At 65.3% G+C, this 15398-nt stretch carries 21 protein-coding genes; all 21 read right to left on the bottom strand.

Going from position 1 to position 15398, the window contains the following annotated elements; translation table 11 throughout:
- Positions 1-2: 2 nt before the first annotated feature.
- A complete protein-coding gene (locus ACO06O_RS09095) occupies positions 3-614 on the bottom strand; it encodes a YmfQ family protein (protein WP_421878486.1) in 612 nt (203 codons plus the stop codon).
- A 1-nt stretch (position 615) separates the two neighbouring features.
- Entirely contained in the window at positions 616-1674 is a 1059-nt protein-coding gene (locus ACO06O_RS09090; RefSeq protein WP_421878483.1) for a baseplate J/gp47 family protein, read from the bottom strand.
- Between the two features lie 70 nt (positions 1675-1744).
- The gene (locus ACO06O_RS09085; RefSeq protein WP_421878480.1) at positions 1745-2014 is read right to left on the bottom strand and encodes a hypothetical protein; all 270 of its coding nucleotides are present in this window, start codon (positions 2012-2014) and stop codon (positions 1745-1747) included.
- Positions 2015-2030: 16 nt separating this feature from the next.
- Complete coding sequence (locus tag ACO06O_RS09080) at positions 2031-2978, bottom strand: hypothetical protein (protein ID WP_421878477.1); 948 nt, start codon at positions 2976-2978, stop codon at positions 2031-2033.
- 1 nt (position 2979) lies between these two features.
- Positions 2980-3561 carry a phage GP46 family protein gene (locus tag ACO06O_RS09075; RefSeq protein ID WP_421878474.1) on the bottom strand — a complete coding sequence of 194 codons (582 nt, stop codon included), beginning with the start codon at positions 3559-3561 and terminating at the stop codon, positions 2980-2982.
- Positions 3558-4145 (bottom strand): phage baseplate assembly protein V, encoded by a 588-nt coding sequence (locus ACO06O_RS09070; RefSeq protein ID WP_421878471.1) that lies wholly within the window; start codon positions 4143-4145, stop codon positions 3558-3560. The genes ACO06O_RS09075 and ACO06O_RS09070 overlap by 4 nt, the downstream gene beginning before the upstream one ends.
- Positions 4146-4153: 8 nt before the next feature.
- Entirely contained in the window at positions 4154-5239 is a 1086-nt protein-coding gene (locus tag ACO06O_RS09065) for a phage baseplate assembly protein (protein ID WP_421878468.1), read from the bottom strand.
- Positions 5240-5266: 27 nt separating this feature from the next.
- Positions 5267-6412, bottom strand: a complete 1146-nt coding sequence (locus ACO06O_RS09060; RefSeq protein WP_421878466.1) for a DNA circularization protein — start codon at positions 6410-6412, stop codon at positions 5267-5269.
- A gap of 6 nt (positions 6413-6418) precedes the next feature.
- Positions 6419-7045 carry a phage tail protein gene (locus ACO06O_RS09055; protein WP_421878463.1) on the bottom strand — a complete coding sequence of 209 codons (627 nt, stop codon included), beginning with the start codon at positions 7043-7045 and terminating at the stop codon, positions 6419-6421.
- A gap of 2 nt (positions 7046-7047) precedes the next feature.
- Positions 7048-8733 (bottom strand): phage tail tape measure protein, encoded by a 1686-nt coding sequence (locus tag ACO06O_RS09050; RefSeq protein ID WP_421878460.1) that lies wholly within the window; start codon positions 8731-8733, stop codon positions 7048-7050.
- A gap of 12 nt (positions 8734-8745) precedes the next feature.
- Positions 8746-8889, bottom strand: coding sequence for a hypothetical protein (locus ACO06O_RS09045; RefSeq protein WP_421878457.1), 144 nt, complete (start codon positions 8887-8889; stop codon positions 8746-8748).
- A gap of 20 nt (positions 8890-8909) precedes the next feature.
- Positions 8910-9227 (bottom strand): phage tail assembly protein, encoded by a 318-nt coding sequence (locus ACO06O_RS09040; RefSeq protein WP_421878454.1) that lies wholly within the window; start codon positions 9225-9227, stop codon positions 8910-8912.
- Positions 9227-9592, bottom strand: a complete 366-nt coding sequence (locus ACO06O_RS09035) for a phage tail tube protein (protein WP_421878451.1) — start codon at positions 9590-9592, stop codon at positions 9227-9229. The genes ACO06O_RS09040 and ACO06O_RS09035 overlap by 1 nt, the downstream gene beginning before the upstream one ends.
- A gap of 55 nt (positions 9593-9647) precedes the next feature.
- A complete protein-coding gene (locus ACO06O_RS09030) occupies positions 9648-11138 on the bottom strand; it encodes a phage tail sheath subtilisin-like domain-containing protein (protein WP_421878449.1) in 1491 nt (496 codons plus the stop codon).
- A gap of 3 nt (positions 11139-11141) precedes the next feature.
- On the bottom strand, positions 11142-11330 hold the full coding sequence (locus ACO06O_RS09025; RefSeq protein WP_421878446.1) for a DUF2635 domain-containing protein: 189 nt from the start codon (positions 11328-11330) through the stop codon (positions 11142-11144).
- A 24-nt stretch (positions 11331-11354) separates the two neighbouring features.
- Positions 11355-11921, bottom strand: a complete 567-nt coding sequence (locus tag ACO06O_RS09020) for a hypothetical protein (protein ID WP_421878443.1) — start codon at positions 11919-11921, stop codon at positions 11355-11357.
- A gap of 22 nt (positions 11922-11943) precedes the next feature.
- Positions 11944-12303 carry a head-tail joining protein gene (locus ACO06O_RS09015; RefSeq protein WP_421878440.1) on the bottom strand — a complete coding sequence of 120 codons (360 nt, stop codon included), beginning with the start codon at positions 12301-12303 and terminating at the stop codon, positions 11944-11946.
- Positions 12304-12407: 104 nt separating this feature from the next.
- The gene (locus tag ACO06O_RS09010; protein ID WP_421878438.1) at positions 12408-12902 is read right to left on the bottom strand and encodes a hypothetical protein; all 495 of its coding nucleotides are present in this window, start codon (positions 12900-12902) and stop codon (positions 12408-12410) included.
- Positions 12903-13034: 132 nt separating this feature from the next.
- Positions 13035-14072, bottom strand: a complete 1038-nt coding sequence (locus ACO06O_RS09005) for a major capsid protein (RefSeq protein ID WP_421878435.1) — start codon at positions 14070-14072, stop codon at positions 13035-13037.
- Between the two features lie 66 nt (positions 14073-14138).
- Positions 14139-14801, bottom strand: coding sequence for a head decoration protein (locus ACO06O_RS09000; RefSeq protein WP_421878432.1), 663 nt, complete (start codon positions 14799-14801; stop codon positions 14139-14141).
- Between the two features lie 66 nt (positions 14802-14867).
- Complete coding sequence (locus tag ACO06O_RS08995; RefSeq protein WP_421878430.1) at positions 14868-15395, bottom strand: hypothetical protein; 528 nt, start codon at positions 15393-15395, stop codon at positions 14868-14870.
- Between the last annotated feature and the right edge of the window lie 3 nt (positions 15396-15398).

Genomic DNA, 15398 nt, shown 5'->3' with positions numbered 1-15398 from the left:
GTCTAACCCTCGTAAATAAGGTCGGCGTCGGTATGCGCCGGCTTCAATCTTTGGACGAGGCAGTTGAGATCCTCGGCCTGGCGGTAGTCGGTCAGCGCCGTGACGCCGCATTCGCCTTCCCCGCAATGGAAATGAACGACCCGGGGCCCGGCGACGTGCAGGAACCAGTTGAACCGGATCGTTTCGGCCGCGATTTCATGCGCGCCGCCGCATTCCGAGACGCCACAGGTGAACGGCCGGCGCTCCGCAACCGTCGCGCTGTAACCCAAGGCGGCGGCCAATCCTTCAAAGAAGGCCGGCGTTTGGCCATTCTGAGCCGTCAACCTTGCGACCACCGCCTGGCGCCGCTCCTCGATCGTCGGAGATTGCGGCATGCAGGGATCGGGCAGACCGACAAACCTTTCCCAATCCGTCAGCAATTCGGACGCGGCAGACGGATCGCTTTCGCGGATCAGATCCAAGACGCGAAGGTGAAAACGCGCGAATTCGCGCACGATCCCGCGCCAGAATTGTTGGATCGCCCCGTCGTCGCCCTCTTTGGGCCAAGCCAGACCGACCGGCAACAAACGCAGCGCGGCGCCGTGATAGGCCGCGGTCAATTCGTCCAGGGTCATTTTACGCTCCCGGGAAGGTCACAGCCCCGAGTACCGGCAACTCGACCGTATCGGGCTCGATATCGGCGGCGGGTGCGGTGATTAGGTGGCGGCGCTCGCCGGCGGCAACCGAAACCGCCTCCCAGATGCGCGAGATCGGCAGCACGGCCCCCAGGTCGCCGTCGCGGCGGAATAGATCCTGCAGTTCCAGCTCGACGGCCGCCCGGATTTCCGGTGTATCCGGCGACAGGCCGGTTACCTCGACCGGCACGACCAGGGCCGTCGGCGCAAACGCCGTCGCATCGGAGGTGACCGGACGCTGCTCGTCGATTGCGGCCTGAACCAAAGCGACCAGGCCGGCCGACGGAATAGGGCCGTCCTCGGCGTCATCCGCCGCCACGGCAACGCCAACGGTCCCGGCACCGTACAACCCTCCGATCGTCCAGGCGCGGGTGACGCCCGCGACCGCCTTCGCCCATGCGACATAGTCATGGGCCGCGCCACCTGCAGGCGGACGCTGTACTCGCGCCAGCAACCGGCCGCGCAAGGCGCTGTCTGTCTCCGCGTCGGCGCCGCCGGCAAGTCCCGGCGCCGAAACAAGCGCCTCAGCCTCGATCCCGGACACAGCGGCCGTCAGGCGGAAACTTGTGCCGGTCTCAGCATTGCCCGCCGCCCCGGCCTGTGACGCGACAACCGACACCTGCGCGGTGCCGCCCGCGATTACCGCCGATACGATCGCGGATACCGGCGCACCATCCGCCCGGGCGAATTCCGTTCCGACCGCAACCTGCGCGCCGTCGACACCGGTCACCGTCAGAAAGCCCGAGGCATTAGTCGCGGGTTTCCGCGTCACACCCCAGATCCGGCAATGCCGATCCAGATAGGCGGTTTCCGCCGTGTCCGGCAGGATCTGGCGCGCCGCCCATGCCTGAAACGCATAGACACCATCGACCAGGGCGGCGGCGGTATCACTTATGACCGCCAGGTTCGAATTCCGCAGGATCGGCGCGGCGATACTCGCGCGAAGATCCGCCAGCATCCGGCGCATAAGGTCGGATAGTTTGGGACGTTGAAACGGCATGGGTTCTGACCTGGTTCTGCGCCAACAATGGCGATGGCAAAGCGGACCGCGCGGCCGGGCAACCAGGCCCCTAAACGATCTCGGCCCCACTCCAGTCGGGCTTGGTAACCAGAATTGCGTACCAATCCGCACGCGAACGATCCGGTTCGTAATCCGACCCCAAGAACGTCTCGCTGAGAACATCGAGCGGCCGCATTTTCTGCTGCGCCGCCTGCTCATCCTTGAACCCGTACAAGGTCAATTGAGCGCCACCAGACCAAAAATCCTCATTGATATTTCCGATCATCCAGTACGTCGCGTCGACGCCTGTTCCGGTCGGGCGGGTTTTAAGCATACCCATTGCAATTCTCCCTTTATCAGGCGGGCGCAATTTCTGTGACTGTTCCTGCCGGGCCGCGATATTTCAAAGCGCCGGCCGCGTCGACAAACAGGTACCCGCCGCCGGTTGGATCGGTTGACGGAACGGCGGTACACGCGCGGATGAACTGAACCCGGTCGCCGCCGCCGAACACCCCGAAGCTGACCTGCCACCCGTTAAGTGTGTTTCCGATTTCGACAGGGGCGGCGCCTTTGGCGTAAACCTCGGATTTCACGGACCCGTCCGCGCCGTCCGCCAGCCAACGCACGCCCGATCCTGTCGGTGCGCCGGCGACATGGGGGAAATTCACCGCCAGGTCGACCGTCGTCGCCTTGAGTCCGGGCGCGCCGCCGGCGCCGCCCAGCGACACGACGCCGGCCGCGTCGATCGCAAGCCGCGTCAGCCAGGTCGACCCGTTGTAGAAGCGCATGAGCAAGCCGCCCGTCGTATTCGGCGCGATATTCCATAGTTTGCCTGAAATGTTGTCTCCAAGACGCAGCCCCTGATTGCTGGGGTCCGAAATGTTAAAGATATCGAGTCGGCGGCCATTCATATTGACGTTGCCGTTCATCGTGAACGTGCCGTCGGCCGCTATTCGCATCCGCTCCGCAAAGACGCCGGCATTCGACGTTCCGAAACGGATCTGCGTGTTGCCGCCAGATGAGTCCGGACCGAACCATGCCACGCCCGCGTTGGCGTCATAGGTTGCCTTCAAACAGTTCGCCAATGATCCGGCGGCGCCGAACACCGAAAACTGGCCCTGTGAGGACAAGGATTGGAATACGCCGGTCCCGCCGGTAATGACGACATTGTCCGCGCCCTGCCCCGCCATACTGCCCAGGAAGTCGCTGGCAGAGATCTTTCGGGTCGAACCGTTCTGGTGGACGACAAAATAGGCGGGCGTCAGCAATGCCTCTGCGGCGGGCAATTCCGGGATCGACGACATGTCACAACACCTCGATAAGTTGGCCCGTCTCGGTCCGGATTGCGGCGCCGGCCTCGGTCGCCAGAACGTCCAGGGTCGGTATCGCCGGACTATCGGCCGCGCGCACGCCGATAGCGCCGGCGAGATCCCGCCAAATCACGCCATAACGGCCAACAAAGACCTCGACGCCGGATTTCCAGATCGTCACGACCAGCACCAGGCGGTCGCGAATTGGCGCGGCACCGCCCGGCTCCAAACTCGCCTCGACGTCGATCCGGTCGGCAACCGCATCCTCCAGCATCCAGGCCAAGGCCTCGCGCGCATACCCTTCCGCGCGGGGCAGAGTGCCGGGCGTCGCCTTTTCGCGTGACAGAAGCCAGAGCCGCGAGCCCTTTTTCCAGCCGGAGATCCCATCCGCCCAATGCCCCCGACGGTCCGTGCTCCCATCGGGAATTTCATCGGAAGGTTCCGCGATCCGGTCGGTGAATAGAGAGTGGATGACGGAGGTACCCAAACCGGTATCCTGCGCGAGACCGCCGTTGCCGAACGTCCAACCGGCTACAAGCTTGGTACCGTCAAATTCATGCCGGACATCCGCCATCATGCGCCCTCCCCGCCGGCCGCCGGATGTTCGCTATCGAGTGCCGGCTGCGAGACGGGATAGGCCGCGCCGCCGACAATCGCATCCGTGTCGAACGTGTCCCGGGTGTAGTTCTTGGCGCCTGTCCATTTGACCCGCTCGCCATAACCATAGACCTCGGTCTGCATCGACGTTTCGGCGCGCATTTCGATTTCGCCGGCGTCGACACGAAAGACACCCGGCGTCTTGACCAGGACGTTCTTTCCCTCGATCTCGACACCGTTCCGGGTCAGACGCACGACCTGGCCCTCGAAATCATACTGCGCAACGTCACCCGGCGCCGACGCGGGCGGGCGAACGCGCTGATCTTCCACCACGACGGCGATGACCCCGTCGCGAACGCCGTTCGCGGACAACAGAACCACCGTCGCGCCCGGCAGCGGATGGGCGGTGAAGCCGTAATTCTGGTACCGGGGCACGGTCAGAACCTCATCCGCCAGAACCGAAACGATCAGGCGCTGTAAGCCGCCATCGTCGACCACGGCTTTCAGGGCACCGCGCACGATCAAGCCCGCAACTCGCCGGGCGATTGCCTGTAACGCCCGCATCGAGGCCCCTATTCCACCGGCTGAAGTCCGGCCCAACTGAATGAATTCGCCCCTGACGCGGCGGCGGCGGTTGCCAGCGACTGCACGTCGACCGCTTCCGGCAGGATCAGATCCAACGACGCAACGGTCCCCGCGCCGCGGCTGCGGGTCAGCGTCACCGTTTCGATCAGCATGTCGCGCTGCAGGCCGATCGACGGAATCCACACAGGGACGATCCGGTTGACGTCCCAAAGCGCGCCGCCGGGGGTTTCCTCCCAACCCTGTACCGTCACCGTCGCGGTGACACCGGCGGCGAGACGCCGATCGCGCTCGTGCGCCGCCCGGGTCGTCAGGGACGCGGCGACCTGGTCGCCCGATGGCGTTACGATCAGCGGCCGGTAGCGTGTCACGCCGAGGTCTGTCGCCCGTCCCTGGCCCGTGAGGGCCGGCGCGCCGTGGAACCCGTCAGTCTCAAAGGCCTGTCCCTTGAAAATATACTCCGAATACCGATCCGAAACGTCCAAGTTGGCCGACCCTTCCAGGACCGTTTCCCCTTCGACCAACCGCCCCGTCGATCGGCCGGACGCCGGCAGGCCGATCACCGCGCGGCCCTCGGCGTCATCGTGGAAGATCGCGCCGCGATCCGCCGACAGGCGGGTCAGCAGCGCGGCGACTTCTTCCCCCGGCGTTACGGCAACCGACGCGAAGGGCGCACCGGGCGCCAGGCGCAGATCGAGCGCGACGCCGAAGGGCCGCAACAAGGCCCGGGCGATCGCATCCAACGTGTAGCCGCGAAACTGACCGCCCGGCACGACCGCGGAACAATCCGCGAGGTCGACTGTCCGCGACGCGCCTGCTATCCGGACGCCGCGCGACCGTCCCGAGAATGACGGCGCATAGCCGGTCACATACCCCGTCACCACACGACGCGCCGGATCGGGAACCGTCAGCGTGCAGGCCTGGCCCGGGCGTATCTGCCAGCGTTCGCTTTGCCCGACCCATCGCTCAGTCACGCTAAGCGAGAATTGCGACGCGGCCTGCCGGATCGAACGCGTTACCGAGACATCCGTCCAACCCAAATGGCGCAGCCCGTCGACTTCCAGCACAACGTCCATTGCGGACCCTTCCGGCGGCGGCTTCCGTCATCGCCCGATCGCGAGTCCGGTGCCGGCGTGAAACAAGGGATGCGGCGCCGGCGCGGCGAGGATCAGCTCCTCGGCCCGCGCGCCGTCACCATAGAGCCGTTGGGCGATTTCCAGGACCGGGCCCGACGGCAATTCGAACGGGACCAGGCGCTCCAACTTGGCCGCGCGGTCGGTCAGATCCGCGACCACCCGGCCGCGCAGATCGAACAGCGCCGTTGCAGCCCGATCTTCCGAACCGTCCGCCGCCGTCAGCGCCTCAACGCGCAGAGCCTCCCCCAATCGGGCGCGCATGCCGAGCGCCGCGTCGGCGTTCCCGAATTCCGCCGCGGCGGCGGTGCGAGCCCAACCGGTCAATGCCAGGCGCCGGACCAGCCCGGCCGCCAAGGTCGCATTGCCGGCGGCACGCAACCGCGTCGGCGTTGCCAATCCGGCAGCGGCCGGCGCGAACGCCGTCAAGCCCTCCGCGAAATCGGCGAAGGCCGTCAGATCCAACACCGCGCGCACCGTGGCGACGGCATCGGTGAAGGCGGTGCCAATTCCAGCCGCGCGGGCCGCCGTATCAGGATCGACAAAACCTCCCAGCGACGCGGTCAGGTCGACCGCGCCCGCCATCAGCAGATCGGCCGCTGCAGACAGGGGAGCCCCCGACAGAGCGACCGCCCAATCCGGCAATCCCGTGATATCGAATGCCGCCTCGTACCCGGCCAAGGTTTCCAGATCCGCGAAATCCGCGGCCCTGTTGACCTGCGCCTGCGTGTCGACGATCGAAACCGGCGACGGCGCCAAGTCCGCACGTTCGAACCGCAGCCGAAACGACGCCAGCCGTTGCCGGCCTGCCGCCTCCGACACCGTGAACCCGTCGGCCTGGGCCATCATCGACCCATGGCGCGGATGGACCAGTTCGCCCGGTCCCGGCATTTCCAGGGCCGCAATCAGGCGATCACGGTCGATATCGTAATCCGCGCCGATGACATAAGCCGCGAACTCCATGACCCGCGGCTGCGTGCCGAGATCCTCGGGGTAACTGCCGCGCCCCGGATAGGCGTGAGACACGACCGCCCGGCCGCCGGACACATCGTCGCTTTGCACATGAAACGGTACGCCGCGAAACGATGCAGCGCGCATTCGGTCCCGGTAAGACATGACACCCTATCCCGCGCGGTCGAACTTCGCCTGCGCTGCCGCCGACAGTTTCGCGCGGCCGGTCAACACTCTCAGGCGGCGGTCGATTTCGTGATCGAGGTGCCGGCCGAGAAGATCGGACGCGATACGTTGCAATTCCGCAAACACCTCCGGCATGCGCGCAACGCCGGCGACGCTGGGGCCGAACAAGCGATCGATCGGCAGGCGCCCTTTCCCGCTTCGGCGGAAAACCTGCCAGCGACCTGGCGCGACCTCGACGAAGAAGGCGCCCGGGTAGAGCGACCGAACCCCGAAGATCTTCGCCGGAACGCCGATCTTGTGCCGTCGAGCCGGCGGCTTTTGTCCCGACACGAAGCGGATTAATCCGACTTCCTGCCGGCCGATCCGAAACTCGGCAACCGGCATTACCGGACTGGCCGCCACGATGCGGAACCTTGGCCGGATTTCCTGAGTCGTCTTCAGCATACCGACCCGCGCCTTGATAAGCGCCGCGGCCGGCCGCGCCATCCCCTTGGCGGTCTTGGTCGCGGCCCGCGACTGAACCAGGTCGATGTTCTTTTTGCCGAAGACCGCTAAACGATCCTGGGCCACGCGCGCATCGATCTTGACGGTCACTCCGAAGGGATCGGTCATTCTCACCCACCCGCGAGCGCCAGGGCGCCATCCATGTTGTAATCGCGCGTTTTCGTCGACCCGTTGTCGACTTCCGTCTCCAAGGAATCGACCTTGCCGGCAACGTGAACGTCGACGGTAACCGGCGCGGCAACCGCTGAGGGGCCGACCGTCCCGGCGGCGGCGGCGTCGCGTAAATGGTCCGTCGCCGTTCCGCGTCCCCGACCGACACCAAGCGACCCGGGCCGACCATCCTCGCGAACGGCATTCGCGTCCGGCGTTTCGCCACCGGAAAGCCAATCCGGAATGAAACTCGACGCGAAGGATGACACCCCGTCCAGGGCACGGCCAAAGCCTGCCGAAAAGTCCGTACTGAAAAGATCGTCGACGAGGCTAAGCACCGCCTCGATTTGCCCGATCATACCGTCAAAAATGCCGTCAATCAGATCGGCGAATCCAGTTGCCCATTGCTTCGCCCCACCAAAGGCGCGGCCAAAGTCCAGCGTCAGAATGCCTGCGATAACATCGACCGAACCCTGGAAGATATCGGCGATATTCCCCCACATCCGCTCAAACCAGGCCGAGACACCTTCCCAGTTCCGATAAATCAGATAGGCGCCGGCTGCGATAGCCGTGATAGCGGCACCAATCGGATTCATCAGAAAGACCCGGGACAGGGCTATGCCGACATTCAGCAGCGATGCGATCAACGGACCGTTCAGGACCGCCGCGATACCGATCGCGGCGTTGTCCCAACCGCCGATCATGTCGACGACGCCGCCGATCGATTGACCGATCTCCGCGATACTCGTTCCGACGGCCTGCCAATCGACCCCCTCCAGCGTTGCCGCAAAGCTTTTCGCGACGCCCTCGATATTGGTTGCGATCAGGTCGCGGTTCGCCGCGATCCAGTTCGTCAACTGCTCGATCAGCGGGCCGATGATCGGTGCCAGGCGCGCGCCGATTGTCAGGAACAACCCCTCGCCCGCGCGGGACAGGTCGGTCCATTGGTCCGTCAACTTCTCCGCCGCCGAGGCGTTCTCCTGGGACATGCTGAGCCCCAGGCGCCGCGCCTCGCCACGCAACGCCGCCATGGCGTCCCGGCCTTGGCTCATCGCGTCGACCATGCGAACGCCCGCCTCCTCGCCGAATAGCGCGATCGCCATCCGCTGCCGGGCGATCGGATCGGTGTTCGCCTCAAAGGCCGCGGCCAGGTCGCCCAGAACGGCGTCGGTCTGGCGCGCATTCCCCGCCGCGTCGCGCAGTTCGATGTTCAACGTCCGCAACAGGCTGGCGACTTTCTCGTTATCGCCGCCGGCCGCCTGCGCCAGACGGGACGCCAGCGCGCGCTGCGCCGCGCCCCATTGCTCGGTCGAGAGGCCGGACCGTTCGGCCCAGAAACCCAATTCCCGATAAGCGCCGGCGGTCATGTTCAGGGCGCGGCTCATCTTTGCCGCCTCGTCCCCGACATTCGCGAAGGTCGTCAGGGACTTTCCGAGACCCGCGACAACGCCCGCGCCGGAAATGAAGCCGAGCGGCCCGGCGATACCGCGCAGATTGCGGCCCAAATCGCGGGTAGCATTGCGCAGTTGGCTCAGCCCCGGCCCGAGGTTGCGGGACAGATTGCGGCCGATCCCACGCGCGATCTTGCTGACCCCGTCAATTCCGGCGAACCGGAAAACGACGTCCTTCTGTTTACCGGCAGCCATGGCACGACCCGATCATTTCCGTTTCAGGAGCGCGTTCACCACGCCCATGCCGGCCTCAAGTTCTTCCAATTCCGCGATGGTCTTTCCCAACACGACGGTCGGATCGAGTCGCCAGAAATACGCAGCCGCGAAATAGCGCTCGACCAGGCGTTCCAAGGCCCCAGGATCGTCGGGGTCTAAGCCTGCTCGCCGAAAAAACCCGCGATGTGCCAGGCGAGACGGTTCGCGGTGCGCGCATCAAGCTCATCGATAACGGCGGGCGGTACGCCACCCAGATCCGCCGCGAGCCGTAAACAAGCGTCGATATTCGGGCTGACATCCCCCGACGGCGAGACGCTGAACAGCGACCCGACCTTTCGGAGCTCGCGCCCTTTCGGGGCGCGGAAGGTGAGCGCCTCGACCGTCTGAGCCCCTTCGCCGCGACCGATCGTGACCGGGACGGGAAACAGGAACGGCTGCGGCGCGGCAGTGGCGTCGTCGTTGGGGGCGCTCATCAGACAGGCCCAATCGACTTGCAGTCGAAATTCAGCGTCATGCCTGCCGTGATCGCGTCGAACTCGCCGCCGCCGGCCGCCTTGTACCAGGCGTCCCGCGCGATGTAACTCCGACCATCGCGCAGATCCGCCTGGATCATCATATTGTCGACCTCGTGCAATGCCACGAGATCGAAACCGGGCGGCACGGAAACCTCGACATCAAGGCCGGGCACCGTCGGCGTCGCGGTGTAGCCATGCACGCCGCTCTGGCCGACCACCGTCTCGCGTTCTTCGAGGCCGAGGCGCACGGTCACGGTTCCCCGCACGCTCAGCGTTTGTCCGCCGGCGATGATGTGCAATACACCGCCCAATTGATTAGGCATGATTTTGTCCTTTCCTCAGCGCGGCACGGCGGCCGCTTCAGGCGTCGCGAGCGGCTTAGGCCGCGGCCGGATATTGCAGGCGGTACTGGGCCAGAACGGCGACGACCATCAGGCCGTTCACCAGGTCCGGCGGGAATAGAACATCAACACGGTTCGGATTTGTGGTGGACCGCTCTACAACCAAGTGCCTTTTGAACTCAGCCAGGTTTTCAACCAACCCGTCGATCATCATTGCCTCGTACTCAGCAATAATTCGCCCTCGAATCAGCTTAGGGGTTGTCGTCGCCGATCCGGCCGCAATCGGCTGATCGTCATTCGCTAGCTTCATTCGCCCGAACTCAGATTCGACGACGCGACGCGGGCGGCGCAGAACTTCCATAATCGTGTAAGGCGTCGTGACGTCGAGCCAGGCGTTATCCGGCTGGCCGAACGGGTTTTCCTGATAGGTCGTCACGACACGCTCAAGCCGAACCGTCCCGCGATCGTCGACCGACAGGGGCGCGACACCGTCATAGAGCAGCGTGTTCCGTTCCTGCATCGTGAACCGCTGGCCGCTGGCGCGGCAGCGAATGCCCGACAGGGTCAGGGTTTGGAGCGGCCGGGCCGGATCGATGCGCAAAGACTGTGCCGCGCGCGCGGCAGACGCCGCCGCGATCTCCCAAACAGGATGCGGACAGGCTCGCAGAACCGATACCGTGACGTGTTCGCCGTTCCGGGCGTTGCCGAAGCTCGCCAGGTTCGACAGCGTGTCGACTTTGGCGGCGAAGGCGTGACCGTAGAGTTGCGACGCGTAGCTCCACCGACCGGAGACACCGGACAGAAAATCATCCAGATCGTCGAGCGCGGCGGTATCGGTAAAGGCCGACACGATGAAATCGTAAATGTCGTCCCCCAGGGCGGCGAGGCCCGCGGCGATATCCGGAACACCGGCACCGTCGGCAAAGGCGGACGGCGTGACGGTCAGACCTGCCGGCACCGTTTCGCCCCCCAGACTGCCCAAGGGGGCGATTTCAACCGGCAGGCCGTTATAGACCACGCCGTCGTGACGCGCGGTGAGCGTTACCGTCCCATCGACTGCGGCCGCCGTGGCGACGCCGTCCTTGTCGGCCTGCACCGCCGCGGCGAGCGCCGTCGCGACCTCGGCCGCGGTATCACCGACCGAGACAGACACGCTGACTTTTCGTCCGCCAGCATAAACCGGCAGGACCCCGGCCTGGGTCGCCGTGCCGGCAATCGCCACCGTCGCCTCGGCGGCCGTCCCATCGGGGGCCGCGACCGGCAAGATCCAGGTTTCGATCGTCGGATCGTTCTCAAAGGCGCGGCGCGCCATCGCATGCAGCATCGAGCCGCGGCCGGCCAGCTCGCCGGCGTGATCCGCCGACCCGATGAGATGCGGCAGATCCTCCGCTGCGGTCCCGGTGCCGAGCTTGTGACCGATCAGGATCAACGGTTGCCGAATATCGAACGTGCCGGCGCGCGATCCGTCGACCTCCGCATAGAACAGCGGGACACGCAGATCGTTCGGGATGGTGTTGAAATCGACCATGGATCAACCCTCGGCTTTCTGGGATTTCGGGGCGGCGGGCGGCTTCGCGGCAACGGCGTCGCCATCGGCGATCCGGCGCCGCCAGTAAACGTCGTCCGGAACAAAGGCGCCGCCGGCATCGAGCGGGCGGCCATCGGGCGCGGGACGTCGGCAAACGCGGCCGGGGGCCGGTTTCAGAAACAATCGGGTCATGGGATCTTCCTTCGTCTGGCCCGCTTAATCGGGCGGCGGTAAATCGATACGCATCAGCAGCGCGCCGGCGTCTTCCGGGCCGGGATAGGCGACGTCGATATCGACGCCCTCCAGATGCGGTGCATCGACGGGCGGGTAGCCCGTCGGATAGGCCACAGTCACGGTCAGGGCGGCCGTGCCCGCAACCAGGGCACCGCCCCCTTCAAAGGCCAGTGCATGATCGATGCGGCGGATATCCAACCGCCAGGCATAAGCCGGGTCCTGCAACAGCACTGCCCGGATACGGGCACGCAAGGCGCGGATCGCTGTCTCCCAACCAGACGCCGCCGGGACGGTCGCTATGATCGCGATCTGCGCCTCGGTAACGTCGGATTCCGGCGGCCCGGCATTCGGAAAAACCTCAGTCTCCGACACGCCGAATATCTCGATCGCCGCACCGTCGCGGCCGTCGCGGGCATCGACCGGCGATTCCCGGACCTGCCTTTGCGACGCCAGGGACAGATACGCGGCATTCGCGCGCAAGGCGGCGGCAGTATCCGCGACCAGGGTCGACAGAACGTCCGGCGCGACATGGGCCAAAGGCAAGACCATGGAACCCCCTCGCCCGCTTTCGTCAGGCGGCCAATCGCAGAAACAATCGGATCGCGGATTGTCCGTCGGAAGACGGCTTTCGGATTACCTCGTAATCGGTTTCCCGAATTCTAAGCGTCGCCCCGCGCCAGCCGGACGGCGCCAGCAGCGCCGCCGGCAGATCCGCCAGGGCGAACACGGCCGACGGCGTTTCCATATCGAATCCCGGATCGTCACCAGCCGCCGCAACCTGCTCGGTCGGATCGAAGAAAATGCCCTTGAGATCCGCATGCACCGACAGAATTTCCAGGTCGTCGCCGATCAGTGTCAGAACCGCCGGCTCACCGAACGCGCTGCGCGCAACGCCGATCAGCCCGGCCGTCAGTCCCCGCCAATTCGTCATGCCGCACCCCTAACCTGTACGAATCCGCCCCGCGAACGGCGTTCGCGGGGCGCACAAGACGCGCAAGGGAGAGAGAGAGGGCCCAGACGCGCCCGTGTTTCGGGCTATTCGTTTCCGCCGACGATCGGCGGATCGGGATTATCCGACCCGCCCTGCGCGGGATCGTCACCGCCTGCGGCCGCGCCGGAGACACCCGGCTCGAAGTCAGGGTTTTCACGGTGGAAGACGGCAAGCGCTGCATTCCGCTGCGCCGCATTCAGCTTGACCGACTTGCCGAGAACCGATTTCAAGCCGGCCTGGATCGGCGCCAGATTGGGCACGCCGTCCTTGCCCCATTCCTCAACCGTCAGCGCACGGAAAACGGCGGGCAAAGCCACCTGAACATCCGCTGGCAAGTCTTCGGGGGCCGGCGCGGCGGGGCGGGCCGACAGAATGACGGTCCCGGCTGCCGGCGCGGCTTCCTTTTCGGCAAGACCTGCCGCAATCAACTCTTCGGCAAGGGTTTCGGGGACATCGCCGCGCCAGTTTTGGGGAACGTGGCGCATATCGCCGCGATCGTTCTCCGGATAGGAGAACGCTTCATTCGCTCGAATTCGCATCGGATTTCCTTTCAATCGGGTCTCTTGCCGGCGCGGCGCGCCATGAACGCGGCGGGCGGGAAAGAAACGGACAAAGACAAGGGCCGCCGTTGTCGCGGCGGCCCTTCCCAGGCAATCGGTAACGCCGGAAGGTCAGTCCGACGAATGACCGCGGACCAGAATTTCCGGACGCAGACAGAGAAACAGCGGGTTGCTCTGGGCGTGGAAATCGATCCAACGGTTCATCTTCCCCGGTTCCGCCTTCTGATAAAGCGGCAGGCCCAGGGTGTTGGCGGTTTCGACGAAATCGCCCGGCGCACAATGATGGGTGAACGTTTCCTGGGTGCCTTCCGGGAAGAACCGGCAATCGCCGGCGGCGATGAAACGCCGTGTCGTCGTCGTGCCGTCGGAATTCAGCGCGCCCGCACTGCCGCGATATTCCTCGAAGGTGATACCGCCGAACTTGAACCCCTTGCGCGGATCGCCGCCGAGTTTGTCCGTCGCTTCCGAATGATACATGAAGGCTTCCTTGACGCTTTCATGCTCGATCAGCTTGTCGAAGAATTCGGGACTGGCCATGCCACGAACGCCGGTCATGGTCTCGCCCAGCAGATTGTCCTCGATATGGCGGCTGACTTCCAAACACTTGGTGCGAACCGCCGTACCCGCCGTGCCCAGTTTGAAGTCGACGACTTTCTGGGTAATGCCGAACGTCTCGTAAAGATCGTGAATGACCGATCCGTCGGCGTCCAGGACCTTGCCGGACATGGCGCCGATGCGGTGGAATTCCCAGGTGATAAAATGCTTCTTCGCCATGGATTCTTGAATTTCCATGGTCTTCTGCTGCAGCGGCTCCAATTCGTTGGCGCTGCCGAACTTCCGGACCCCTTGGAAGTCCTCGGCCTTCAGAATGTCGTCCAGCGGGATATGCGGGACGACGAAGCTGATTGCGTCGCGCTTGCCGCGCTCGTTGGCCGGCGCCGGTTCGCCCCGCGTCTTGGTCGACAACAGGTTCAGCTTGCCGTGCCGGCGTTCGATGACGACGGTCGTCGTCGCAATGCCGCGCGGCTCGCCGAACAGGCCGATTTCCTGAAGTCGGCCGTACTCATTGGGGATGACGTTGATCGCGTTCGTCAGGGACGTCGTCGAGAACAACCCATTCGGGCCGAACATATCCGGGGTCAGATCCATGACCGTTACTCCTTTCACAGGGCCGACCCCGTCGGGTGCCGGCAAATTGGGTTGGCGTCCGCCGGCTTAGCCGCGGTCGCGGAATTGGAAACCGCGGGCGGCCAGGTCGGCTTCCGCCATATCCTGCTCCGCCGGGTCGATATCGGCCGGCCAGACCAGGCCGCCGCGCTTCACGATCGCCTCGCCGGTGATGACCAGACCCTTGGTGTCTTCGCCATCGGGCACGGTCAGCAGCGCGAAGTTCACCGCGTCCGCGATCTGTTCGCCGTGCGTGCCGTCCTGGTCGTAGGGGACCTGTTTCAGCGACCCGGCGGAAACCGCGATCGTCGCGGTATCGCCGACCTCGAAATCCGTCGCGGCGTCGGCGATCGTGAAGCCCATATGATCGTTCGCGTATGCGACGCCGACCAAAGCGTCGGCCAACGCGACACCGGACGGCGTCACGACCTGGAACCGGCCACCATCGGCGGCGGCGGCGATACAGGTCAGGGTGTAGGTGCCAATCACGGCCGCGCGGCCAAGCACGACACCGCCGACCGCACCCTTGCCGCCGCCGACATCCGTGACAACGGGATCGGCGAACAGGACGCGGCCCAGAACGGTACCGGCCTTGATCGTCAGATCGGCGCCGTCCCCAGCCAGAAAAGTACGCGCCGCGCGGCTGCGGTGATCGTCCGCCTCGCGCAGCAACCAATCGCCGGGATAGGCCGGCTCAACTTTCGTAACCATGGCATTTCTCCAAAGTGATTTTCAGAAACGCCGAGGGCACTTCCTGCGGCGCGATTGGTGCCGGCGTTACCGGCGGCGGCTCTCGGCGCGGGCCGCGATACGTTCCCGCTGCAGGTCCGCGAGGGACTTGGTGCCAGCAGGCGCGGAGGCCGACGGGCCGAGATCCGGACGATCGATCTTGTCCATCGCGGCGCTGAGACCGCCGGACTTCGCGAAGGTCGGCAGAATGCCGAGGATCTTGGCCGGGCTCATGTTCGAACCGGCCAGCAGCATCGCGGCCTGTCCCTCACGCCCCTTTGCCTTCGGGTCGCCGAGTACAGTCGCGGTGCGGCGGCGCTCGCGGCGGACACCCGCCTTGAGGCCGGCGCGATAGTCGCGGGACTTTTCCTTGTCGCCGGCGACGGGCTCGTCTTCGTCCTCGTCCTCCGCATCGGCCGCGGACTCGTCTTCGTCCTCGACTTCGGTCTCCGCGCCCTCCTCCTCGTCCTCGTCTTCGGGACCGGCGGCGGTTTCGTCCTCGTCCTTTTCCGGATCGTCCGGATCGGCGGCGCGCTTCGCGCGCTTGCCCATCAACGCAAGCAGCGAGTTTTTCATAAC

This window comes from Pacificispira sp. (assembly GCF_965228185.1).
GTDB lineage: Bacteria > Pseudomonadota > Alphaproteobacteria > UBA8366 > Aestuariispiraceae > Pacificispira.
This window is presented reverse-complemented; position numbering and strand designations above follow the sequence as displayed.